24 protein-coding genes and 1 tRNA gene are annotated in these 23,365 nt (G+C 34.5%); 9 read left to right on the forward strand and 16 right to left on the reverse strand.

The window, feature by feature from the left end; all coding sequences use genetic code 11:
• Positions 1-31 precede the first annotated feature (31 nt).
• A tRNA-Ile gene (locus DAY19_RS03265) sits at positions 32-108 on the forward strand.
• Positions 109-495: 387 nt separating this feature from the next.
• Here DAY19_RS03265 and DAY19_RS03270 read toward each other — a convergent pair.
• A complete protein-coding gene (locus DAY19_RS03270; protein ID WP_133296873.1) occupies positions 496-1,020 on the reverse strand; it encodes a GNAT family N-acetyltransferase in 525 nt (174 codons plus the stop codon).
• Between the two features lie 337 nt (positions 1,021-1,357).
• Positions 1,358-1,639 carry a hypothetical protein gene (locus DAY19_RS03275; RefSeq protein ID WP_114705752.1) on the reverse strand — a complete coding sequence of 94 codons (282 nt, stop codon included), beginning with the start codon at positions 1,637-1,639 and terminating at the stop codon, positions 1,358-1,360.
• A 189-nt stretch (positions 1,640-1,828) separates the two neighbouring features.
• Here DAY19_RS03275 and DAY19_RS03280 point away from each other — a divergent pair, with 189 nt between their 5' ends.
• From DAY19_RS03280 to DAY19_RS03290, 3 genes are all read left to right on the forward strand, one after another.
• Complete coding sequence (locus DAY19_RS03280) at positions 1,829-3,409, forward strand: GMC oxidoreductase (protein ID WP_114705753.1); 1,581 nt, start codon at positions 1,829-1,831, stop codon at positions 3,407-3,409.
• Positions 3,410-3,522: 113 nt separating this feature from the next.
• Positions 3,523-4,107: a DUF6436 domain-containing protein gene (locus tag DAY19_RS03285; protein ID WP_114705754.1), complete on the forward strand. Its 585-nt coding sequence runs from the start codon at positions 3,523-3,525 to the stop codon at positions 4,105-4,107.
• Between the two features lie 3 nt (positions 4,108-4,110).
• On the forward strand, positions 4,111-5,517 hold the full coding sequence (locus DAY19_RS03290; protein WP_114705755.1) for a methyl-accepting chemotaxis protein: 1,407 nt from the start codon (positions 4,111-4,113) through the stop codon (positions 5,515-5,517).
• A 46-nt stretch (positions 5,518-5,563) separates the two neighbouring features.
• On the opposite strand, the gene DAY19_RS03295 is transcribed toward DAY19_RS03290, so the two are convergent.
• Positions 5,564-7,108 (reverse strand): carbon-nitrogen hydrolase family protein, encoded by a 1,545-nt coding sequence (locus DAY19_RS03295; protein ID WP_114705756.1) that lies wholly within the window; start codon positions 7,106-7,108, stop codon positions 5,564-5,566.
• Positions 7,109-7,244: 136 nt separating this feature from the next.
• Between DAY19_RS03295 and DAY19_RS03300 the strand changes: the two genes are divergently transcribed.
• A complete protein-coding gene (locus tag DAY19_RS03300) occupies positions 7,245-7,847 on the forward strand; it encodes a radical SAM protein (RefSeq protein WP_114705757.1) in 603 nt (200 codons plus the stop codon).
• Positions 7,848-7,912: 65 nt separating this feature from the next.
• Here the strand turns inward: DAY19_RS03300 and DAY19_RS03305 are convergent, their stop codons facing one another.
• On the reverse strand, positions 7,913-9,451 hold the full coding sequence (locus tag DAY19_RS03305; RefSeq protein ID WP_114705758.1) for a tail fiber domain-containing protein: 1,539 nt from the start codon (positions 9,449-9,451) through the stop codon (positions 7,913-7,915).
• A 117-nt stretch (positions 9,452-9,568) separates the two neighbouring features.
• Here DAY19_RS03305 and DAY19_RS03310 point away from each other — a divergent pair, with 117 nt between their 5' ends.
• The 4 genes from DAY19_RS03310 to DAY19_RS03325 are packed head-to-tail and all read left to right on the forward strand — an operon-like array spanning position 9,569 to position 12,644.
• On the forward strand, positions 9,569-10,528 hold the full coding sequence (locus tag DAY19_RS03310; protein WP_114705759.1) for an NAD-dependent epimerase/dehydratase family protein: 960 nt from the start codon (positions 9,569-9,571) through the stop codon (positions 10,526-10,528).
• Entirely contained in the window at positions 10,521-11,084 is a 564-nt protein-coding gene (locus DAY19_RS03315; protein ID WP_114705760.1) for a polysaccharide deacetylase family protein, read from the forward strand. Before DAY19_RS03310 ends, DAY19_RS03315 begins: the two co-directional genes overlap by 8 nt.
• A complete protein-coding gene (locus DAY19_RS03320; RefSeq protein WP_114705761.1) occupies positions 11,074-11,985 on the forward strand; it encodes a radical SAM protein in 912 nt (303 codons plus the stop codon). The genes DAY19_RS03315 and DAY19_RS03320 overlap by 11 nt, the downstream gene beginning before the upstream one ends.
• Positions 11,982-12,644: a PIG-L deacetylase family protein gene (locus DAY19_RS03325; RefSeq protein ID WP_114705762.1), complete on the forward strand. Its 663-nt coding sequence runs from the start codon at positions 11,982-11,984 to the stop codon at positions 12,642-12,644. The genes DAY19_RS03320 and DAY19_RS03325 overlap by 4 nt, the downstream gene beginning before the upstream one ends.
• Here the strand turns inward: DAY19_RS03325 and DAY19_RS03330 are convergent.
• The 12 genes from DAY19_RS03330 to DAY19_RS03385 all read right to left on the reverse strand — a co-directional run bounded on the left by DAY19_RS03330 (position 12,637) and on the right by DAY19_RS03385 (position 23,359).
• On the reverse strand, positions 12,637-13,701 hold the full coding sequence (locus DAY19_RS03330; protein ID WP_114705763.1) for a DegT/DnrJ/EryC1/StrS family aminotransferase: 1,065 nt from the start codon (positions 13,699-13,701) through the stop codon (positions 12,637-12,639). The genes DAY19_RS03325 and DAY19_RS03330 overlap by 8 nt on opposite strands.
• Positions 13,698-14,375 carry a hypothetical protein gene (locus DAY19_RS03335; RefSeq protein ID WP_114705764.1) on the reverse strand — a complete coding sequence of 226 codons (678 nt, stop codon included), beginning with the start codon at positions 14,373-14,375 and terminating at the stop codon, positions 13,698-13,700. The genes DAY19_RS03330 and DAY19_RS03335 overlap by 4 nt, the downstream gene beginning before the upstream one ends.
• Position 14,376: 1 nt before the next feature.
• The gene (locus DAY19_RS03340) at positions 14,377-15,213 is read right to left on the reverse strand and encodes a hypothetical protein (protein WP_114705765.1); all 837 of its coding nucleotides are present in this window, start codon (positions 15,211-15,213) and stop codon (positions 14,377-14,379) included.
• A gap of 5 nt (positions 15,214-15,218) precedes the next feature.
• Positions 15,219-16,313 carry a hypothetical protein gene (locus tag DAY19_RS03345; protein WP_114705766.1) on the reverse strand — a complete coding sequence of 365 codons (1,095 nt, stop codon included), beginning with the start codon at positions 16,311-16,313 and terminating at the stop codon, positions 15,219-15,221.
• Entirely contained in the window at positions 16,310-17,215 is a 906-nt protein-coding gene (locus DAY19_RS03350; protein WP_114705767.1) for a radical SAM protein, read from the reverse strand. Before DAY19_RS03350 ends, DAY19_RS03345 begins: the two co-directional genes overlap by 4 nt.
• A complete protein-coding gene (locus DAY19_RS03355) occupies positions 17,215-18,144 on the reverse strand; it encodes a radical SAM protein (protein WP_114705768.1) in 930 nt (309 codons plus the stop codon). The genes DAY19_RS03350 and DAY19_RS03355 overlap by 1 nt, the downstream gene beginning before the upstream one ends.
• The gene (locus tag DAY19_RS03360) at positions 18,134-19,072 is read right to left on the reverse strand and encodes a radical SAM protein (protein WP_114705769.1); all 939 of its coding nucleotides are present in this window, start codon (positions 19,070-19,072) and stop codon (positions 18,134-18,136) included. Before DAY19_RS03360 ends, DAY19_RS03355 begins: the two co-directional genes overlap by 11 nt.
• Complete coding sequence (locus DAY19_RS03365; protein ID WP_114705770.1) at positions 19,072-20,013, reverse strand: radical SAM protein; 942 nt, start codon at positions 20,011-20,013, stop codon at positions 19,072-19,074. The genes DAY19_RS03360 and DAY19_RS03365 overlap by 1 nt, the downstream gene beginning before the upstream one ends.
• 7 nt (positions 20,014-20,020) lie before the next feature.
• Positions 20,021-21,052, reverse strand: coding sequence for a radical SAM protein (locus tag DAY19_RS03370; protein WP_158536766.1), 1,032 nt, complete (start codon positions 21,050-21,052; stop codon positions 20,021-20,023).
• Positions 21,042-21,962, reverse strand: coding sequence for a hypothetical protein (locus DAY19_RS03375; RefSeq protein ID WP_114705772.1), 921 nt, complete (start codon positions 21,960-21,962; stop codon positions 21,042-21,044). Before DAY19_RS03375 ends, DAY19_RS03370 begins: the two co-directional genes overlap by 11 nt.
• Before the next feature lies 1 nt (position 21,963).
• Entirely contained in the window at positions 21,964-22,500 is a 537-nt protein-coding gene (locus DAY19_RS03380) for a hypothetical protein (RefSeq protein WP_114705773.1), read from the reverse strand.
• Between the two features lie 250 nt (positions 22,501-22,750).
• A complete protein-coding gene (locus tag DAY19_RS03385; protein ID WP_114705774.1) occupies positions 22,751-23,359 on the reverse strand; it encodes a hypothetical protein in 609 nt (202 codons plus the stop codon).
• Positions 23,360-23,365 lie beyond the last annotated feature (6 nt).

Consider the following 23,365-nt stretch of genomic DNA (forward strand, 5'->3'; position numbering starts at 1 on the left):
GTTAAATTTATATTTCAAATTACCAACTTATGGGACATTAGCTCAGTTGGTTAGAGCCCCCGGCTCATAACCGGGTGGTCACAAGTTCAAGTCTTGTATGTCCCACCATAAAAAAAGCCTCGGCATCTGCCGGGGCTTTTTTTATTTGTGCGATATTCAAGATTTTCAAATTTTGATCATGGAACAAGTTGTTGAGGCGGCAAATGCCACGATGGCATTTGAAGCCGAGCATCACTGACGAGCGAACACGAAGTGAGCGAGAGAGTGCCCCTCGCATAGCATGATATATTCTTGAACACAGGGACCCCCCGAAGGGTTGTTACACTGGAGCGAAAAAATATGCCCAAAGGCATATTTTTATATCGTATATACTAAGTAAAAAAAGATTTTGGTCTAAGTGAGTTCGCGACAGCAAGTCTTGTATGCCGGAAAGCCGCACTTCGCTAGCTCTTCTTCAATCACATCCATCTATGCATCAAAAAAGTGAATCTAAAGCTATTTCAACTCTATTAAATAATGCTCAGATCCCCACCACTTTCCATCGACAAAAGTAAGATTCTCTCTTCTTCCAATAAGTTTAAACCCCATTTTTATAAGGTTTGCTCTTATGGCCTCGTTGAAATCAAAGATACCAGCCTCAACATGAGTGCACCCTTCACGAATTGCTAGTTTTCTGATTTCGGAAAATATATGCTTCGATAACCCCTTTCCACGATGAGATGATTTCCCAATGGCTAAACTTGGCCAACAAACACGTCCCTCTTTATGCATTCCAACAGGATGATTTATGAAAAATGATCCGTATCCAAAATAGTCATAGTCATCTTTAATTATAAAAGCGATTTTATCCTCTTTAGAAAATGCTTTCTTAAAGTCATCTACAGAAAAGGAAACGGTGAAGTCTTCATCATCATTTTGAAGGAACCAATTATTTACGACTAATTCATCTGCAAGCCATGAGCAATAAGCTTCTGCCTGTAGTTCATTATTTGGATCAATTTTTTCAATCGTAATATTCATAATTTCTTTCTCTACTCTATTTAGACTAATCAATTAAGGCACATAGATACGACTAAGAATATCTTCCATTTGCATACAAAAAAGCCCCTGTTAAACAGAGGCTGATTTCTATTGCTAATAGAGCCCTTACTCGGGGAAGGGATAGAAGAATTATAACACGAATAAAGTTTCAATAAAAAGTCCTTTCTCCTGCTCAATGACGAGCATCCATAGGGAGAAATCATGGAGGATTTTTTATTGCTACTAGAGTTAGTAATTTGCTTACTTAATCTATTGATTATACTGAGCAAGTTCTAATTCGGGGAAGGGCGAGTGATCGCCCTTCTTTTTATGAACACTAACAATTCGGATCAATATCCGCATCACAAATTCCACACATCTCTTTCTTTGCTTCGTAATTTGTGTCTTTACAATAGCCAGTGTAGTCACCGTGGGCCAGATGATCTTCAACAGCGTCTTTACCAATAAAGATCTCTTTAGCATTTGAAGGATTTCCTGGAGGCACATGACAAACAAGGGCCTTATTATCTTTTTTAGGACATCTTAGTAGAGGTCTACCTTTTGAAAAAACTGATGATGAAACCAAAGTTAAGGCCAAGGCTAAAATTGTATATTTCATAATTTCCCCCAAATCTTTTCATCTATTATAACATAGGCTCGGCCAATTCTTACGTCCACGAGATATATTTAAGTGAATTAAGTTATTTAATTACAATAGCTTACGAGGTCACAAAATTAGTTAAGACTTTAATTACTAGAAAATGACGTGTTAGAATAAGTGGATATTAACAATGAAATTTAGGTAGTTATGATCAAGGATTCTTACGATTATATTATTGTAGGCTCAGGTTTTGGTGGCTCTGTCTCTGCACTTAGGCTTGCAGAAAAAGGCTATAGCGTTCTCGTTATTGAAAAGGGAAAGGACTATGGTGATACTTCAAAATTTCCTAAGACAAATTGGAATCTACCTAAATGGATGTGGCTACCTCAGTTGAAGTTTTTTGGAATTCAGCAACTTACTTTCTTTAGACATGTATCGGTCTTAAGTGGTGTTGGTGTTGGAGGTGGATCTCTTGTTTATGCAAATACACTTCCTAAACCGAAGTCCCAATTCTTTGAGCATGGACCTTGGAAGAATTTAAATAATTGGGAAGAAGAGTTGTCCCCTTATTATGATCTTGCATGGAAGATGCTTGGAGCAGAGAAAACAAAACATCATGGTGATGCTGACTTTACATTAAAACAACTAGCAAAAGAAATTGGAAGAGAAGATCACTTTGATGCAACAAAAGTATCTGTCTATTTTGGCGAGAAAGGAAAGGAAGGTATTGAAGTTGCTGATCCTTACTTTGATGGTAAAGGACCAACTCGCTCCGGATGTATAGCCTGTGGTGCTTGTATGACTGGTTGTCGCTACAATGCCAAGAATACTTTAGATAAGAATTATCTCTATCTTGCACGTAATCTTGGGGTAGATATTCTTGCTGAGAATAAAGTAATTGATGTCACACCTTTAGATGGTGAATCAGGCCGTACTGGTTATTCTATAACGGTTAAGGAATCAACAAAGTACTTTGGTAAAACAAGAACCTTTAAAAGTAAGGGAGTTATATTCAGTGCTGGTGTTCTTGGGACAATTAACTTACTACTTGATTTGAAAAAGAAGTCTCTTCCTAAATTATCTCCTGCACTTGGAGATACCATTAGAACAAATAATGAGGCACTTATCTTAAATACAACTTATAAGCGAAATATCGATATGACTAAAGGAGTTGCTATTGGTTCGATAATAGATATCGACGAGCACTCTCACCTTGAACCGACACGCTATGGAAAAGGTTCTGGCTTCTGGCGTGTCTTAATGGTTCCAATGATCTCTGAACCAAACTTCTTTTTAAGAATGTTAAAGCTCATTATCGAGCCTCTAAAGAATCCTATTAAGTGGCTTCGCATCTTAACAGTAAAAGACTTTGCAAAGCAGACTAATATTCACCTTTTTATGCAGCACTTAGATAGTACCTTAAAATTTCGAAAAGGATTTTTCGGATTAAAAACACTTCTTTCAGAAGGAGAAGCTCCTACCGCCTTTATTAAGACAGCACATGAAATGGCCAAGAAGTATTGTAAGATCATTGATGGAAAACCAATGGTGATGTTTACTGAAACATTAACAGGTATTCCTTCAACCGCTCATATTTTAGGTGGAGCCTGTATGGGAGAAAGTGAGAAAGAAGGAGTCATTGATAAAGACAATAAGGTTTTCAATTATGAGAATATGTATGTCTTTGATGGCTCAATGATTTCTGCAAACCCAGGAGTGAATCCATCATTATCAATCACGGCCATAACTGAATATGGCATGAGTAAAATTGCAGAAAAAGATAAATAATAATTGATGAAAAAAGATAGGCCAAGTATTTAAAAATACAGATAAAATCTAAAAACTGAATATAAGGCACTGAATTAATTAAGTTTATAAACAAATACTCCGAAAAAGTAAGCATGAAGAAACTCCACGTATTTCTCATTGCTTCTTGGGTAATTGCAGTATCGGCTGTGATCACAATACTGCATTCGTGGCATTATGCAGACCTTGGCCCTGAAAAAAATAAGCAAGTTGAATTCAAGAATCTCTTACCAAAAATTAAAGAGGGTCATGGTGTAGCACACTTTATTACGCCGGCCTGTAGTTGCTCTCAGCAAGTTTATAAACACTTATTAAGTAGAAAGCCGTTAGAAAATGAATTGGCAATTATTATCGATGATAATGAGCTCGAGTTTGAAAAGAACTTAAAGGCCAAGGGATATAAGGTTCAATTAATTGAAACTAAGAAACTTGATGCTGAAAAAGCAGATATGATTAAGGGAGTTCCCCTTCTCGTTATATACGATAATAACTTGGAAACACAATATGTTGGTGGTTACTCAGATAAATCCATTACACCATTTACAAAAATTAATATTCAAAGCTTTTTAAATAATATTGATAAAAAACGAAAAATAGCATCGATGCCAGTTATAGGATGTGCAGTTAGCAAGAAGTATCAAAAGCTACTGGATCCACTGGGATTGAAGTATCAGGAGTAGAAAGTGAGTGTTTACGAATCAAATTTAAGTAAAGTTTTAAAGTATACAAATATCGCTATCTTTGCACATATTCCAATTTTTATGGTTATGGCCTGGTTCTTTGATACACAATACAGTATTGCAATACTTGGCCCAATTCTATTAGGTGTTGGACAATTAGCTATACAATTCTTATTAAAGAACACAAAAGTTGCTGCGATCTTAATGGGCTTCACTTATATTGCACTATCTGGTGTTATGATCCATCTTGGAAAAGGTATGATTGAATGGCACTTTCATATATTTGTTGCCATTGGAATTTTAAGTGTTTTAGCAACTCCATTAACAATCGTTGCTGCAGCACTAACAGCAGCTGTACACCATGTTGCTTTTTACTTTCTTCTACCTAGTAGTATTTTTAACTATGAAGCAAGTTTAGGGATTGTGGCAATTCATGCGGCATTTGTAGTTGTTGAAGCAATTGCATGTACATTTCTAGCATATCGATTCAATAAAGTGCTTGAGCTTCAAGAACAAATTAATAATGAGATTAGACCTCTAGTAAGTAGTATTGATAGCGCTTCAAAAGTTTCAAGTCAGTCTTGTCATCAATTACTTGGTAACTCGCAAAATAACTCTTCGGCCATTACTCAAATTTCAGCAACAGCAACACAAATTTCACAAATGGTTGAGAGTACCAAAAATCAGATTGAACGAGTCATCTCGATAATGAATGAATCAAAAACATCAATGGGTGAAAGTTCACAAGCAATTGGTGAAGGTGAACGATTTATTAATTCATTAACATCTCTAGTGGAAAATATGAAAGATCTGCAAGAGACCTCTTCAACACAACTTAATTCAGTTGTTGAATCCGTAAATACAATTAGTGAGAAAACGACATTAATTAATGATATCGTTTTCCAAACAAAGCTCTTATCATTTAACGCTTCAGTAGAGGCGGCCAGAGCAGGAGAGCACGGGAAAGGATTTTCTGTCGTAGCTGAAGAAATTGGAAAACTCGCTTCAACTTCAGGAGCAGCAGCTGTTGAAATCAATGATATTGTAAACACAAGTAAAGAGCAGTTAAATAACTCCGTGGAGTCAGTTGCACAAAAGCTTACAAGCTTTCAACAAGAAATTACTGATTCATTTGAATTTTGGCAGGATATAAATAAGAAGCTTACTTCATCATTTTATGAAGTTGAAAAGAACTCAACAGAGCAAGAAGTATCTTTGAAAGAAATCTCATCTGCTGCTGACCAGCAAGATATTGGTATTAAGGAGCTTTCAGAAGCACTACATAATATCAACGAATCAAGTAGTGAGTCACTGGTTCAAATTAAAACCGTAGCTGACATTACAGACAAGCTTGAAGGTGAATCAAAGAAGTTGAATCATATTCAAAGTAAAATCATGAAGGTTGCATAATCTATAACATTAAAAATCTAATATATCGCCATGGTAAATGATTAAATCATTTACCATGCCATGTAACTGAATAGAGATCGTGTCTTCGATCTTTTAAATTCTTAACAGCACCATTTTGACGGGCCTCAAGTAATGTATCAATACGTAAGTCTGCGATAGCAACCATTTCTACGTTTGGTGTTGTATCAGCAGCGATCCCATCACGAGCGAAAGGAAAATCACAAGGTGTTAGAATACAACTTTGGGCATATTGAATATCAACGTTGTTAACACGTGGAAGGTTTCCAACATTTCCGGCCATTGCAACATAAATTTGATTTTCAATAGCACGTGCCTGACAACAGAATTTCACTCGACAATAGGCTTGGCGATTATCTGTTAAGAATGGAACAAAGAGAATATTAATCCCTTGGTTAGCAAGATGCCTTGTTAGCTCTGGGAATTCACTGTCATAACAAATTAGAACTCCGATTGGGCCACAATCAGTGTCAATTACTTTTACTTCATCTCCCCCTTCAATATTCCACCAATATTGCTCATCAGGAGTTGGATGTATTTTTGCTTGCTCATGAATTTGTCCATCGCGAAGGCAGATATAACTTATATTATGAACTCTATCCCCTACTTTAGTTGGGTGAGATCCTGCAATAATATTCACATTATACTTAACGGCTAGACGTTGGAATAAAGATTTTACGTCTTCAGTGTATGCAGTCATATGCTCAATAGCAACGTCTGCAGTTACTTCTTCGTTCTTAATTGAAAGAAGCTGCATTGTGAAAAGCTCTGGAAATAAAACAAAATCTGCTCGATAGTCAGCAGTAACATCGACATAATATTCAACAAGGTCTTCAAATTCTTTAAAGCTTTTAATACCACGTTGCTGATATTGGACACTAACAATTCTTACAGAGTTTTGTTTAATCGGACGATCTGCCTTACTGTCTCTTGCTTCATACTCTGAATTTCTCCAAATTAAATGTACTCCATAACCCATGGACTCTTTATCATCTGGCAGATACTTCTCTAATACACCAAGAACCTCAAATCCGTTACGTAATTGAAAGCCAAGAGTCGTATCTCGTATCTTCTTATCTTTAACTTGATTGATGTAGTCTTCAACGCTTTCGACTTGTTTAATTTTCTTTTTAAGATTTGGGATACGTCCGGCAAATACAATTCCTTTTAATCGCTCGTACTTAACCAGTCTCTTTCTTGCATTATATAAGCGCTGTCCTATTCGTTGACCTCTAATATCTGGATCAACACAAGTTTCATATCCGTAAAGAATATCTCCGTCTTCATCGTGAGTTGATCCATAGCCTCGGCCAGTTATACTTGCCCAAGTGTGCTTTGCAGTGGCCTTCTTTTCTGAAATGAGAATACTTGCACTATAGCCCACAATCTTTCCATTGAGGGTAGCGACAAAATTACCTTCAGGATAATTAGTAATCTGTCCTCTAATCATCCCTTTTGTATATGAATCTTGAAATCCAGTATAAGATCGCTCAACTAGATCAAAAATTCCGTCAATATCACTAAGTTGAGATAGTCTTACCTCAAGCTTTACTTGTTTTGCCTTTTTGGCCATAAAATCATCCTTGATTCATTCTTTATGCTTACTATTTTAGCAGTAAATTCACTGTGGACAAGACGAAGTTAACTGACCGAAATCTTAAGAAGAAATAAAGCTTTTTTACGATTTTGTACCGTGTTACAATAATTCTATGGCCGAAGCTCGTGATGAATTCACTATAATTACTACCTTTAACTGCAACTGGGATTGCTCGTATTGCATCATAGACACTCATGAGCGCAATAAGAAGAATCCAATCAGCAAGGAGATGCTCCTTGAGAAGATTTATAATGTAACAGAAGGTGCTACAGTTAGCCTCAGTGGAGGTGAGCCAGGTTTAATTGATCCAAAAACGATGGAAAAAGTCTTTGAGCATCTTGTGAAGCTTAATTGCACAATTGATGTTTTCACAAATGGGCTCTTCATTAAAAGATATGGTGATAAATACTTACAATATATTGATGAAGTTCTTTATCATTGTGTGGAAACCCTAGACCAAGAAATAGAATTTCCCGATATGGACGAAGAACAAGTAACTTATGTCATCATCGTTACAAATGATAATCACCATATGGTTGATGACTTCTTAGATAAATACCCTCATATTTCATTCAAATTGGCCTGTAATATGAAACACGGTCAAACTCTTAATCGTGGGGATGCTTTTAAGCTCTTCATGAGAAATAAGAAGCGAATTAGTGAAGACAGCTTTGAAACACTCTTTCGTTATCACTGCGATTGCAATCTCGTTTAAACATTAAAGCTAAATAAAAAAAGGGAGTCCATGACTCCCTTTTATATTATCTATTTGTCTTAACTTTATTCTAAAGGCGCTAAAGGTAGTGCGCATACATCTTCATATTTATATGCATCTTCACCTTCACACAGGGCCTTCATAAGAAGGTTAACTCTAAACTTAAGCTCTTGGTTCTCTGCTCTAAGCTCTTTAATTGCAGCAGTATTTATAGCAGGCATTTTTGTGTATTGAACATTAAGTAAACCAGTCGCCTCATCTCGCTCAACAACTTCTGGAAAGACCTTCTCAAGATCTTGAGCGATATAACCTATATCTTTACGACCAGTATCTTTCCATACAAATGAAACACCTCTAATTTCATCTAATTTATCTAAGACTCCATCAAGTACGGCCACTTCATCTTTAACACTCTCATCAGATAAAAAGTTAATATAAGAGCCATCATACATAGTAATTTGTCTTGTAGTGACTGGAGATCCCGGATCACCTACTTGAATATTTCCATAAACTCGAAAATGAGAAGTTTGACCGGACTGCCCCACCATTACATATGACCCATAAGGGTTAAGCATCAAACTAGTTGCCACACCAGCATTAGAAGCCTGTATTTCATTCGAGTCGAATGCTAGGTAACTAGACCCAGATCCCATAATTTTTAAAGCTGCAGAAGCTGGATTACCATTTGCGATATCTGTATAACCAACACCTGAAATCTCCACACGTCCATATGGATTTACTCTTAATAAAGAAGTCGCTGAACCGTCATCACTTTGAATTGTTCTCTCATCAAATCTTAAGCCAGTAACACCATTATCTCGAGTAACAATTAGAGGAACACGTGGCGTATTATTCGCTCCAACAGGTACAGCTGTACTACTACCAATTATAGCTGAATAGGTTGGTGATGCAGGCGTTGTTCCAGCAGCCTCAGTAATTAACCTTACCTCAGCACAGTCACCATTAATATCAAGATGCCCACCTAAAGCAACACAGGCTGCATCAATATATTCATCCTGCGCGCCATGACAACTTTGAAGATCACCAGCAGCATTTGTAATAACCGTGACCTTAAATCTAGCAGGAATTGTTGCACCACCGTAAGAAGAACGTTTAACTACATCTGCATCGGCTCCTGCCCTACCTTTTAAAAAGATAACCGCCATTGTCGCCTCAAATTTATAATGAGTAACACCACCAGAAGCTGGAAAGTCGTCTGGAGTTGAATCTGCGTCCTTCATAATTTGCATACTATCAACTGTAATTATATCTGCTTGAGAACCAAGCTCGTCTCCAACAGAGATAACAGCATTACCATCTTTGTCACGAATTTCTGTCAAAGTATCTGTAGTCGTAAAATTTGGCTGTGGTCCAAAATTAACTCCATTAAGAGTTTGCTGACAAGAGTCTTTATCTGAAAGAAAACGACTAATCCTTTGTTTTTCTTGTTGAACATTAAAAACTTGAGAGGCCCTCTTTGAAGTTTTATTTATATTTCCCATAATGTTAACAACAGCTACAGATAAAACTCCTAGTAGACCTGCCGCAACCATAATTTCCACGAGGGTAAAACCAAACTCATTATTTCGTTTTTTGTAATTCATTTGAGACACCTTTAAATATGCATTATGTTATAATTATAAGTGTATTTAAATTTTAATGCATTATTATTAACTAAATAATTTTACCTCGACATAAAATATGTGCAAGTGACTGAAAATATGACTAAGAAAAAAATGATTATTACAGGTGGGTTAGGCTTTCTTGGAAGCGCTATTGCCAAGAATTTCTTTCATAAGTACGACTTAGTCATCATTGACAACGAGTCTACTAATGTCATTAAAGCTGACGAATTGTCTCTGTTAAGTGACCAAATTATCTACAAAAAGCTCGACTTAGCACTATTAAACGAACAAGAGAAAGATTGGTTTAAAAAAGAATTAGAAGATACCACATATTTTTGTCACTTTGCAGCCGCTGTAGGTGTCAAAAAAATTGATGAGAACCCGAATGCGGCCATTATAAATGAGTACCAAGTAAATCAAAATATACTTCCATTAATAGCGCAGTCTAATGCAAAACTACTCTTTGCTTCAAGCTCTGAAGTTTATGGAAATGCCACTGAATGCACAGAGGATCAGTCTCTTGAGATAGGCTCGCCTGATACCTTGAGATGGGGATATGCTTGTAATAAGCTTATGACTGAATTTCTAATAAAGAGTTATGAAATTCCACATATCACCCTAAGACTTTTTAATGTAACAGGTCCTGGTCAATCACCAGATTACGGAATGGTTATTCCAAAAATGATTAAGGATGCAAAAGAAGAAGGTAGTATTAATGTTTACGGCGATGGAAATCAATGTCGAAGTTTTTGTGATGTAGAAGACTTCCTAAAGGCCATCGACATATTAATATCGAATGATATGTTTCATAACCAAACTCTTAACATTGGTAATGATAAAAACCTCATTACAATTAAAGAATTAGCTCATTTAATAAGAGACACACTTAAAGTAGACGCACAAATTAATTATTTAAACTTCCATGATGTCTACAGTAAAAATAGTGATGATATTTATAAAAGATCACCTAATACAGCAAAGCTAAAAGAGATATACACTCCAGAGATCGATGTGAAGTCAATCATAAGAAAAATTGCTGAGCACAAATATGGATAAGAAGAAAGTTTTAATGATTCATGAGGTATTTGACTGGATGTTAGATCTTGATCTATCTGACTATATTATAACGTTTGATGATGGACTATATTCACAATACAAAAAACTAGAACATTTCAAAAAATTTAATACACCTAAGATATATTTTATTTCAACGGGGATTTTGGCCAGTGAAGACATTGAACAAAATGAATCAGTAATTGAATGTGCAAAAGCACATGAACTCTACTTCAAAAACGAAGACACTAGCAATTATATGAAATGGAGTCAGGTTAAAGAAATTGCTTCAACCAAGAATTGCTTCATAGGCGGGCATTCTCATGCTCATCGCGACCTAAGAAGTAACACAAGTATAAAAGATCTTCATCTACATCTAAAAGACGATACCGACTTAATGCTTAAGAAATTCAAGGAAAATGGAATAGAAATTCAAGATTTCTGCTTCCCATATAATTATGAAGCACCTCTATACAAAGAAATATTAAAACAAAATGGCATTATTAATTTCTTTGGCAAAGAAAGAGTTGCGATAGAGGATCTAAAAAATGCAATATGAGAATCAAAAGATTCTAGAAATTGGACAAGGCTCTCCTCTCAATATTAACTGGGAAATGGTATCTCATTGTCAATACGATTGTTCTTATTGCTACTATCGTCCATTTACTAGTGACACAAATTATTCAACTCTAAGCAAGATCATTCTCAAAAAACTTAAAAATATAGAAGAGGATTTCATTATCAACTTAATTGGTGGTGAGCCTACCCTCCACCCGGACTTTACACAAGTCATTGATGAATTAATCTCAATTGAAAACTTAAAAGAAATACGTATTGTAACAAACTTTATAAAGCCGGAAAGCTTTTGGAATAAAATACAAAGAAGCTCAAAAATAAAAATCACAGCAAGCTATCATCCAGAGTACAAAAATAAGGATTTTATCAAAAAAAGCGAGATTCTATCCGATCAATTCAATATCGACATCGCATTCTTGTTTACAAATAAAATTGAAGAATTCATTAAGTACAAAGAAGTATTTGAAGATGCCTATCAACTGGCAAAACAAAAGAAGCTTACACTCAACTGTGTAAGACTTCACAAAGAAGAATATAATAATACAACATACGAAGAGTATGATCCTGAAATTGAAGACTTCATTAAAGAAAGCGAACATAAAGTATCTTCACTAGATAACAAAGAAACCACACTGATTAAAACTAGTGATATTCAAAAAAATATAGCAAAGTCTCACTTTCTTGCTAATGGATATAACAAATTAAAAGGTTGGAAATGCGATATCAAGGCCTTTATTATTCATTACGATGCGCAAGTGTCATATGCATGTAAGAACACTAAAAAACATATTTTAACTTGTGACTTTAAGACAGAAGGCATTGTTTGTCCTTTTAACTTATGTGAATGTGATGATTACTGGAGCTTTAAAAAGGTGGCACCATGAATAAAAACATATTAATTGTTGTGGCCCATGCTGATGATGAAGTCCTGGGTTGTGGAGCCACTATAAGTAAACATATAAGAAATAAGGACAATGTTAGTATTTTAGTTCTAACAGATAGCTCTTCTGCACAAGGTAAAGATATTAACATTCGTCATAATGAGTTTCTTAAGGCAATGAATATCTTAGGAGTAGAAGATTTTAAGAAGCTAGATTATAAAGATAATCGTTTGGATTCTTACGATCTTGTGGATATTGTCAAAGACATAGAGATTATAAAAGAGAAGATTAATCCTGATATTGTTTATACACACTCATATAATGATCTCAACCTTGATCATCAAATTACAAACAAGGCCGTTTTAACAGCATTTAGGCCACTACCAAATTATAAGAAGTGTAATATTTTTGCATTTGATATTCCATCTAGTATCGAATATCAATCAGTCTATCATCTACGCACCAATCCAAACTATTACAACACGATTGATGAGATTGACTTAAAAATCAAAATTCAGGCCATGATGGCATATGAAACAGAACTCCATCCCTTCCCACATCCTCGATCAATTGAGAACCTTGAAATAAGTGCAAAAAAAGAAGGGACTATGTGTGGAGAAGCTCTAGCTGAGTCTTTCTATATTGAAAGGTTAATTAATTAGAATGAAATTGGTCAATAAGGCCACAGATATATTCAATTTCATCATCTTTTAAACATTCAAAAAAAGGAAGACTAAGTGAAGTTCGAAAATACTCTTCAGCGCCTTTAAATGTATCACCATTATTCCAATGAGAATGTAGATGAAGTGGCCGAAAGTGAATCGATGTTTCAGCTCCATGTTCTTTTAAGAAAGCCTTAAGCTCATTACGGCGTTCTGAGTGAATAATTAAAAGCGATGGTATATTAGCATTATAAGTTGGTACTAAATTGATATTTTCAGATAATAAACTTTTATATTTCTTATAGAGACTAGTACGCCTATCTACCTTTTCATCAAAATTATTAAGCTGATCGATTATAAATGCCGCACTAATATTGGTCATATTGGCCTTGCGTCCTAGTTCAACAATATCATAGCTTCCATCAGAAAATTTTCGTATACCATGGAGTCTTCTCTCTTTTGCCAAACTAATCATTGTTTCATCAGAAAAGACCATGCCTCCACCATCAGGAGAAGAAATAATTTTATTAGGATAAAAACTAAAAAATGATGCATCAATAGCTGAATGAAAACAATTTGGATAAATCAACTGGGCCAAGTCTTCAATAATTTTAAAACCATACTCTTTCTTTAGCGTAATCAAATTCTCCCGATCGTATAGTGCACCACCAATCGATACAGGAATGACAGCATTCACCTCATGTGACTTAAGTATTTCTGATAAATGGTTAGTATCAATCATCCCTAAAATTGGATCTACATCACAAAAGATCACTCTATGACCTAAACGCTTTGGAACTTCTGCTGTTGTTGCAAAAGTATTGGTTGGAACTACAATATTTACAGATTCATTAGTAAAAAACGTATCCAAAATAACTTCAAAAGCAGAAGTTGCACTACTTGTTGCAACAAAATTAGGAAAATTGAATTTTTCCATCAATAAGTATTCAGCTTCGGTAACCTTTACACCACCAGTCCAATATCCTGAGACAATAACCTCTTGGACTTCTTGAATTAACTTATCTGATGAATAGGGATAGAAAAAAGGAATTTTCATGTATATAAATACTTTTCCTGAGCATCCGCGATTGGATATTCTCGCGCTAATATATTCTTAACATTAAAGAAAGGGTTTCTATTCTTTTCGAGATAATATAAGCAGTTAATATTATAATCGCAGATATAGACAAATATAGGACGACGTTTTTGAATTTCAACGTATTTTAAATCAACTATCTTGATCTCACCTGTTTCAACATTCTTATAAACTTTAGAATAGAGTTGATTATAGAATGGAAAAAGTACTCTGCGATCATTTCCCCACAAGTTCTTAGTAAGCTCAACGATAACCTTTCCGTCATTTTCTTTGAGGTCATCCATTTTAAACCAACCGTTCTCTTCTCTGTAATATTCGAAAACAAGAAAGCTTTCAGACTCCTCTAATAACGTCGGTAATATTGTCTTTTTATTCATTACCTTACGATACTTTTCTAATAATTCATCAAAAGTGAAGTCCACTGAACGATCGATATCGGGAGCCTCTGTAACTAAGTATTTAAGAGCTGGTTTGAAAACATACTTTTTATTTCCTACAGGGATAAAGTAAAAGCTCTTACTTTTACCAAAGCCTGTTCCTACTGGAACATCAATATTAAATTCTTCCTTAAGCTTTGCTTGTGATGCATATAAGAATTCAATCTTCTTTTCTCTTAAGATATGTTCAATATCCAATTCAAACCTCTTTCATACGTTTAAAATATGCTATTCTCTCTCTCACTTTATCATATTTCGAGTTTGGATAGAGATGTTCATGCCAAAAATATATATTGCTTAATCGGTCTTTAGGAAAGGTATTAACTGAAGCGTAACCTTCACCTACTTGATAGTATTGAATAGGATAGATATCTAGCTTTCCTTCATTATACGCTTTTTCTATAACGTATTCCTCTAAAAAGTATTTTTCTACATTACTACAATACTTCTGCCACCTCTCATCACCATTTGTTTCGTAAAGTTTCATTAACTCATTAAAAAAGTAGTGATAAAAACCACTGTCTCTTCTTGATATAATAAAGCCTGTATCAAGAGGATTATCCCAGTCTTCTCCTATGAAGCGTTGATCCTTCTTTGATATATCGTCGTATTGTCCAACTACGATTTTTCCATTACAAACAATATCAAAAAGAGTTTGATCAATTGGTTTAATAAGGTTCATATCAAGATCAATGTGGATCAGGATATCCTCTTTAAGTTCTCTTTCGAGTAACATTCCACAAAATGGTACATTTATAAAACCAGATTCAAATTCTTCAGTTTCTTCATGATATTTTTCAATATAGGTTACATTCAATTCTTTAAATTTTTCTTTCGTTTTGGCACTTACAACGTGTTTGGACGGACAATAAGTATAGATTGGTATATCACTTAAATCCCCACCATTTTTACGCCAATTCTCAAAACACAGAATAGCTTCGTCTTCATAATATCTTTGATTTTCAAAAGTAATACCATTGTCATCATTTGTACTTCGGCCATTACTTTCAATCATTGTAATAAGAGCAATTTTCATACGTTCTACTTTGTATAATCGATATATTCGTCATCTCTATGTGTATCGAGCGTGGAACAGTGTATTCCACCACCAAAGATCTCACAATTTTCGAGCCTAACTGGGTGAGGAATAAAACCATGCTTATCTAAAAGCTCAATCACGTTAGATGCACTTTCACTAACAAGCACATTTTTTTCATCTATATTTACAATATTAATATCCATTCCTCTCGTACTTGCAAGTTGAATATCAATATCAGTTTTCCCAGATTCAATAACGGGCTCCGCCTTATAATCATCAGGGAATAGACATTCCCAATTCTTAAATTTTTCAGGTAAGAAATCTTTTATATTTCTATACTTAGGATTAACTAAGAAAGTACCAGGTTTTAAGCAAACGAGAACACCATCAATATGGTTATCAGCAACATTAACGGTATGGAAGTTAGATTCAGGAAAAAATGACTTCACCCACTCAAGTCCTAAGAAATGATTATATGAATTCACATTTACAATAACATCTTTTCCGATTCTTAGAAATTGTGCGCCATCAATGGCCATAGTATATTTACTACGATCAAAATTTTCATAATCTCTTTTAGAATTCCACTCACTTAAGTCCATGGCCTCTTCAACAAGTTTATTATGTGGTGAGCGAATCCATTTTCCACCTCGCCCCCCGTCAAAGAGTTTGTTATAAACATTATATAAGAGCGTATTTTCAAAAAAGCGATTTCTTACATATGTAGGTGTTTCAATTATATAATCACGATAGACAAGAGAGACATCCCTTACATTACTAGCACTAGAAAGTTCAGTTTTATAATCAGGTGTTTTAATCGTAACAACTTCACCAAGTCGCTCAGGCCTGTAAACTTTAACTCCTAATTTTTCAAATGTAGCCGCTAAATTATCTAATTGCTCATTTCTTTTTAATAGTAACTCATGATTAACATAATATTCTTGACCACCGTGTTCTAAGCGATCATAGACAGCGTGAGTTAAATTTTCGCCGTAAAAATGTTGAAACGTAAAGTCAGCAATTCTTTTACTAATTTCTAACTCTCTTCCGACAATTATAGAATTTAACTTACCAAATGAGGTATTACTATTTATCACGATATCTTCCTAATACTTTCTAAATTATCATATTCAAAATTATTCATATAGAAATCACAATTTAATTTACATTGAGTCGTATTCCCAAGGGCCTGAAAGCAGCGACAAAACTCTTTTGAGAACTTAATAAAGTCTGAAAAGAACTCAAAGGTATGATTATATGAATAAATACTTATTGGCTCAACTTTTGTTTTACCATAAATAAATGAAACACAAGGGTAACAATTACCATCAGAGTTTATATATATTCTTTTAAACCAAGGCTTAACTGGAGCTGAATGATTCTTCTTGTAGAGAAAGTCCATATTCCCTCTCAGGCTCTTCTTCTTTGGAGGTCTGATTCTATCTGTTACAAGAGTCGTATCTCTAAAAAGGAGATCTAATCCAAACTTATCCCTAACGAGATCTGCTGTTTTAATTGCATACTCTTCATTAAGCTTGTGACGTGAAAATATTAATTCAATATTGAGTTTATCTTTTAGCTGAGTAATATTTTTGAAAACTAATTCGAGATTCCCACCACTTCGCGTAAGTTCGTGAATCTCTTGAGTTGGTCCATCGATAGCAACCTGGTATACAATATTTTCATATTTTGATAACCGCTGAACATCAAGTGACATTAGATTTTCACCATTTGTAGCAATCAAGATATCTTGATTAAAATTTTCGCCAAGCTGTTCAAGAATAATGTTTATATCACTATGTTCTAGAGGTTCACCGTCATTTCCACAAACAAAGACTTCTTTTGGATTAAAGTCTTTTATAATGGGAAGTACTTTTGAGAAATCTAACTCACGCTTATTCTTATGTCCTGGGTTCAAACTTGGACATCCCTGACACTGTAATTGACAGCTATTATTTAAACTAAGTTCTATAAATTCAACAAATTTATTATATTGCATTATAGAATCTCAAGCTCCCACATATCCATTAAACGTTTGCAGTTCTTTTCACAAATTTGGCAACACTCATATTCAAAGTTTTGAATTTTCTTATAATCTAAATCCCATTTATCTTGTCGACTTTCTTCTAACCAAACGTAGCAAGGAAAGACCGTACCGTGCTGATCGATATGAATACTTTTATTGTGGTAAGAGCGACAGTCGATATCGTAATCTTTTCCTCCACTAACTTTTTCGCCCCATTTTTTCTTAGCAGAGTTAATAATAACGTCGTACTTTCTTTTTAGTTCAGGAGTAACAAGCATTTTATCCAAATTAAATGGATTCTTATAAACTTCAGTGTCGCGACGATATAAGGTTTGAGTTAGGTTAATATTACTGAACTCTTTTAATAGTTCATCCATACTACCGTCTTCTAAGTCTTTTGCATTGTAGTCAAAGAGGATATGCTGAATATAATCGATTCCATATGGATTAGATTCACGAAATGCTTTTGCATTTGCTCTAATATTAGCAAGACTCGTATTTACTCGATATATTTCATGTAACTCTTGAGTTGAACCACAAATTGTAAAGTAAACGCTATCTTCTGGCCCAAGGATCGTTCCAAGTTCCGCCCACCAATCGGGGTTGTGGGTGTCCCCATTTGTACATATTTCTATAGCAATATCTCTCTTGCGAAGATAGCGACACAAATCAAAAATCGAACGGTATAAAGTAGGTTCTGAAAATGCTCCCACTAAGTGGACATATTTTGCATTAGGGAAATGATCTAGTTGATCTGTTATCTCGTTTAGATGGCGTTCATTATACTTTACTTCTATATGCTTATAATTTCGTGCACACAAAGGACACTTTGCATTACATGTTCCAGTGAGATCTAATTCAATTCTCTCACTACGAATAAGGGCATCATTACTAGCAGACAAAGTCCAACTCCATTACATCAATTAGTTTTTGAATTCGCCTTTCACACTTAAAGCAATCCTTAAACTTAAAACTTAAAACTTCACCGTAATCAAAAACTTCACCAGAAAAATGTCCAGGTCCTTCATATTCAGCATGGCCATAACAAGGTGAGATTTGGCCAAATTGATCAATATAAATTTTTCGATCTCTTAAGCTCATACACTTTATTTCAATATCCGAACTTTCACCTGGCTTTGGCTTTATATTAAAAAGAGCATCAATGGCCCTTTTTCTTTCATCCTCAGGACGAATTAGATCCTTATCAAATGATTTTACATATTCATTAAATGTTCTCTGCCCTTCAGTATCAACATTAAAAGTCTTACTAAATCGGGCAATAATACTTTTCATCGCTTCACTTTCATAATCTTCACGATTATATTTGAACATAATATGTTGAATATGATCGATTCCCTCTTTATTTGTTGAAATAAAGCCCTGATGATTATCTAAAATGTCTTGTAACTTACTACCTACTCGATATTTTTCATGAAGTTCTTGTGTAGAACCACAGATTGTAAAATAGATGCGATCATTTGATGAAAGAATCTCACCTAATTCTGCCCACCACTTTGGATTATGAGTACTACCATTAGTAAAAAGTTCAATGGCAACACCTCGATCAACAAGGTAGCGACAAATCTCTTTAACTTCGGGATGAAGTGTCGGCTCAGAAATATTTCCAGCCATATAGAATACTTCAAGATTAGTGAATGTATCTAGTTGCTCTTTAATTTCTTTAAAGCTACGTACATTTCTTTTTAATAAGTGACCTGCATGAGCATAATTTCTTGTACAAAGTGGACAACGTAAATTACACGTTCCCGTTAGATCCATCTCAAGTTCGAGGATCTCACTTCGATGCAATGTTGTTTGCTTGCAACTCATTATCCCATCCTCTCTAAACCAATATCTTCTAGCATTTGGGTTGTCATTGCTTCGCACTCATAGCAAAAATCGTACTTAAATTGGTTTATTTTAGAATAGTCGAGATTAAATTTTTCTCCGACGTTATAAATTCGATACAAGAAACATGGAAAGATTTCTCCCCATTGATCTATTGCCACAAATTTCTCTTCCAAGCTTTTACAGCGCATTTGGCATTTAATTTCGCCAGTCTGGTTTCTCTCATAGCGTCGCTTAGCATGTCTTGTGATTAAGTTATAACTTCTTGCTAGATCAGCAGTTAAAGCAATGTCATTTTTCTCATCTTTAATAAAACCAAATCTTTCGTTATAAGGTAGAGTATTAATATTATACTCTCGACTAAAGCGTGATCGAATATCTTTCATCGCATCACTTTCAAAGTCTTTGGCATTGTATTCAAACTTTATATGCTGTAGGTAATCAATATCGTACTTACAACCTTCTTTAAATGCAGCGTGGTTATCTAATACTTGTTGTAAGCTTGAGCGAACGCGATACTTTTCATGAAGTTCTTGTGTTGATCCACATATTGTGAAAAATACATGATCTCTTGGACTCATCATTGCCCCAAGTTTTCTCCACCAATCAGTTGAATGAAGTGACGCATTTGAATAGAGTTCTACTTCGATTTCTCTCCCAATTAAATATTCCATTATAGTAAAGAATTCTTTATGCAAAGTAGGCTCAGATATCATTCCCGCCATACAGCACATTTTAATATTTGGGTATTGATCTAGTTGAGCAATAATCTCACTTGCTGGTCTTTCATTATATTTAACCAAGTGCTTAGCATTTGAATAACTTCTTGAACAAAGAGGACAATCAAGATTACAAGTTCCTGTTAACTCGAGTTCTATTTCGAGAATATCTTCTTTGCTCAATGAATCTGGTAATTTTTCCATAACTTACCTACTTATAATCACATTCAGGATAATGACCACGTCGATAGTGAAGAACATCATCTATCTTCTCACCTTCAACTGGATATACTTCCTGAACTTTTGATATTTTCTTTTCAACACCATCACACACAAAGAAGTATTTACAATTGAAACACTTCTTTTCTTTTGTATATGTATGCTTTCTTTTTTGTGCAGCAACTTCGAAATACTCTTTTGTATCCAAAACTTTTTCTTCTATTTTTTCCACATCATATGCATAAATATTCCAATCATTACGATCATAGATATGTTGATAAACACCTACTACATATTTCTCATACCCCTGCATAAAACAAAATGGGATATAGCGTACATTAATCTGAATACCATCATCTAAATTATCGATAGCTTTTTTTATATACTTACTTAAGTGTTCATAACTTTGTGATTCAAGACGATCAGCATCTTCCCAATAATTTAAAGGTAGGAAGTTAAGTTGATATGGTTTTATCTTATTTATCAATGTTACATACTCTCCAAGAAGCTCTGCATTCTTGTCTGTAACGGTACAATTGATACGAACTTTGATTCCTATTTCTTGGCAATTTGAAATGGCCTTCAGCATTTTTCGAAATGCGCCCTTTCTTCCAACTATTGTGTCATGATTCTCTTCATTTACTCCATGCAGACTAAAGAGTAATTCAGTAAGGCCATGCTCTTGAGACTTCTTACAAAATGCCAAGTTTGCAAATTTAGCACCATTAGTAAGAGCTGAGATATTCGTAAAACCTAAGTCATTACAATAATCAAGTATTGCAAACCAATCTCTGTGAACAGAACTTTCTCCACCACTTAGATCGATTTCTCGCATTCCACAATTATAGATTTTCTTTGCTCGTTCTTTAATGACTTCAAGAGGTGTGACTTTATCAAGATCATCAAGGTAATAGCAAAAGTAACATTCGTAATTACAGAATGTTCCAGTGTCGAGCTTTGCTCTCTTATTGAATTTATCATTAATTAGCCTCAAACCTGAATGGCTAAAAATATTATAATCCAATATGTTCTCCCAAGATTTCTAGTATGGGATCGCCTTCTTGAAGAAATATCGATTCAAAATCATTATCGATATCCCACTTTCTCCAATAGAGGCCTTTATCTTCATCCCAGTAATCTATATTATAATACACAACCTCTTTATCAAAAAATTTGCATTCTGAGATCATACGGGGACTACAATCAAACTTACGAGGAACGGGCGTATAGATGTATCTATCAAACTTCTCAAATAAATCCGGCACGGGCATCTCAGGAAACTCAAAACGCTCTGAGAGTCCCTCTAATCGTCCCTCAGGGCGATTCTCTTTATTAGTTAAGCACAGGAAGTCTCCATCATATTTTTCCAACAGATCAAAATACATTTGATCTGGAATATTTCGACAATTTTTTGTGCCATATAGAAGATTACAACGTGCTGATTTTGTTGGCTTTTTCAAGCGATTAAAGTTGATGCGTTTTTTATAATCAATAGCATTCTTACAATCACGATAAATGCGCTTATCTTGAAGAATAAATACATTATCCTTATCATTATCTTGTAGCTCCTTATCACCACAAGCAAAGTGAAATATTTTATGCGCTAAGATATGCTTACCTTCCAGAGACTTAGCTCCACCATCGGTAAAGAGGATATTATTTGCATGTATAAGATTAGGTCTATTTACAAAGAGAGTATCTTTTTCAAGCTGGACTAGCTCTTCTTCAGTAATGATATATTTTCCTACAATCGATGCACGAAACATTGGCCAGTCAATATCTTCGCATAAGAGGATCCCGACGCGCATATAATCTTTAAGAAAGAGATAGTAGTCGATCACCTCATATGTGTGACCACAAAGACCATGATTATTCGCACTCCAACTATAGGTGAGCCAGAGATCATAATTATCTTTATCTAGTCTTAAAATCATACTAATCCAAAAATGCTTGAATTAGCTTATCTTCTTCGTCTAAGTGATAAGCCTCAAATCCGTTTAATAAAATATCATTATAACGCATATTTACGGAGTCTTGTATAACACTCTTGAAGATTTCGACCTTCTTTTTGTAGTATAAACTTTCAGGAACAAGTCGATTATTTGTATCAACTTTAGCAGATTGGTAATAGAGCATCGTATCAAACTTTTCATGTAGATTCTCATGATGTCTATTTGCGATTTTATATATTATATTACGTTCTCTATATTCCTCAGGTATTTTAATATTTGAATAATCAAGAGAAGGTGTATTTACAAAGACGTAGTCAGAAACCTTTCCAAGCTCTTTATAATTACCAAAAGAGAATTTAAGAAGTTCTTGCTCATCAAAGTTTTGATACTCGTAGAATCCGAAATACTTGACCTTCTTCATCTTGTATCTTTGCATGTCATGGCCTTCATTAGAAAAGACAACTAGATCACAAGGAATCGTTTCTCCTAAAAGCTTGAGTGTATGAATATCTAAGATCATGCATCTCTTAGGTTTCAATTTGTAAATATCATAAACTCTTTGGGTAACAATGAAGTCAGATAGATACTCATCTGGAAAATGATATCTTTCTTTAAATACCTTAATCCAGCCGATGCGCTCTTCTTCTGTACAATTATAGAGAACAAATTTGACATCACTGCTTCGAGCTCTTGAAAAAAGAAAATACTCGAAGCAGTAAAATAATGTTCCATTTACTTTACGATGATCTTTTTGTGAATAGAGTATAACTCTAAAAGAATGTTGAATAATAATCCTCTAAGAACTTATTTGTTAGATCTTCGATTTTTTCTAGATCCTCTTCTTCAGTAATTAGCTTTCTAAAGTGATCAAACTTCTTGTTAAGAGCTGCGACCCTTTCAATTTGATCTTTTGTATTTAAGTAGTCCTCTAGCTTCTGGATAAGTTCTTCGTTACCTGTTTCTAAAATTTCAAGATATTTAGATTCTCTATTTTCAGCAGTAATAAAGAAGCCTTTGTCACAAAGTTCATTATTAAGGCACATAAAACTATAAAATGTATAACCACTTACTGAAGCAAGATCATGAGTGACAACCATACGGGCCTTTTTAATTGCAGATTCGCGAGCATAATTATGATCATTCTCGTCGCCTTCAATTAATCTAATCTCATGAGGCATTACTTCATTATATTCAAGAGGCTTCGTGATCCTTACTTCAATTCCCTTTTCAATAGCATGCTTAATGATAGAAGAAGAAACTGCTGAAAGGTTTAACAATTTCTCATGTCTCTCAATTGGATCAAGTGTATGAGGAAAAACATTTGTCACATACCAATGTGATCCACGATCTTCAACTGAAGCAACATCATATAACATCATATTTAA

Source organism: Halobacteriovorax vibrionivorans (genome assembly GCF_003346865.1).
In the GTDB taxonomy this organism is placed as follows: Bacteria; Bdellovibrionota; Bacteriovoracia; order Bacteriovoracales; family Bacteriovoracaceae; genus Halobacteriovorax_A; species Halobacteriovorax_A vibrionivorans.

Bases quoted from the DNA above. Each gene is read 5' to 3' on its own strand.
- DAY19_RS03275 (WP_114705752.1), bottom strand. From the start codon at position 1,639: ATGAAATATACAATTTTAGCCTTGGCCTTAACTTTGGTTTCATCATCA.
- DAY19_RS03360 (WP_114705769.1), bottom strand. From the start codon at position 19,072: ATGAGTTGCAAGCAAACAACATTGCATCGAAGTGAGATCCTCGAACTT.
- DAY19_RS03380 (WP_114705773.1), bottom strand. From the start codon at position 22,500: ATGATCTTAGATATTCATACACTCAAGCTTTTAGGAGAAACGATTCCT.
- DAY19_RS03325 (WP_114705762.1), top strand. From the start codon at position 11,982: ATGAATAAAAACATATTAATTGTTGTGGCCCATGCTGATGATGAAGTC.
- DAY19_RS03270 (WP_133296873.1), bottom strand. From the start codon at position 1,020: ATGAATATTACGATTGAAAAAATTGATCCAAATAATGAACTACAGGCA.
- DAY19_RS03330 (WP_114705763.1), bottom strand. From the start codon at position 13,701: ATGAAAATTCCTTTTTTCTATCCCTATTCATCAGATAAGTTAATTCAA.
- DAY19_RS03375 (WP_114705772.1), bottom strand. From the start codon at position 21,962: ATGATTTTAAGACTAGATAAAGATAATTATGATCTCTGGCTCACCTAT.
- DAY19_RS03315 (WP_114705760.1), top strand. From the start codon at position 10,521: ATGGATAAGAAGAAAGTTTTAATGATTCATGAGGTATTTGACTGGATG.
- DAY19_RS03310 (WP_114705759.1), top strand. From the start codon at position 9,569: ATGACTAAGAAAAAAATGATTATTACAGGTGGGTTAGGCTTTCTTGGA.
- DAY19_RS03295 (WP_114705756.1), bottom strand. From the start codon at position 7,108: ATGGCCAAAAAGGCAAAACAAGTAAAGCTTGAGGTAAGACTATCTCAA.
- DAY19_RS03365 (WP_114705770.1), bottom strand. From the start codon at position 20,013: ATGGAAAAATTACCAGATTCATTGAGCAAAGAAGATATTCTCGAAATA.
- DAY19_RS03280 (WP_114705753.1), top strand. From the start codon at position 1,829: ATGATCAAGGATTCTTACGATTATATTATTGTAGGCTCAGGTTTTGGT.
- DAY19_RS03320 (WP_114705761.1), top strand. From the start codon at position 11,074: ATGCAATATGAGAATCAAAAGATTCTAGAAATTGGACAAGGCTCTCCT.
- DAY19_RS03385 (WP_114705774.1), bottom strand. From the start codon at position 23,359: ATGATGTTATATGATGTTGCTTCAGTTGAAGATCGTGGATCACATTGG.
- DAY19_RS03305 (WP_114705758.1), bottom strand. From the start codon at position 9,451: ATGAATTACAAAAAACGAAATAATGAGTTTGGTTTTACCCTCGTGGAA.
- DAY19_RS03340 (WP_114705765.1), bottom strand. From the start codon at position 15,213: ATGAAAATTGCTCTTATTACAATGATTGAAAGTAATGGCCGAAGTACA.
- DAY19_RS03300 (WP_114705757.1), top strand. From the start codon at position 7,245: ATGGCCGAAGCTCGTGATGAATTCACTATAATTACTACCTTTAACTGC.
- DAY19_RS03350 (WP_114705767.1), bottom strand. From the start codon at position 17,215: ATGCAATATAATAAATTTGTTGAATTTATAGAACTTAGTTTAAATAAT.
- DAY19_RS03285 (WP_114705754.1), top strand. From the start codon at position 3,523: ATGAAGAAACTCCACGTATTTCTCATTGCTTCTTGGGTAATTGCAGTA.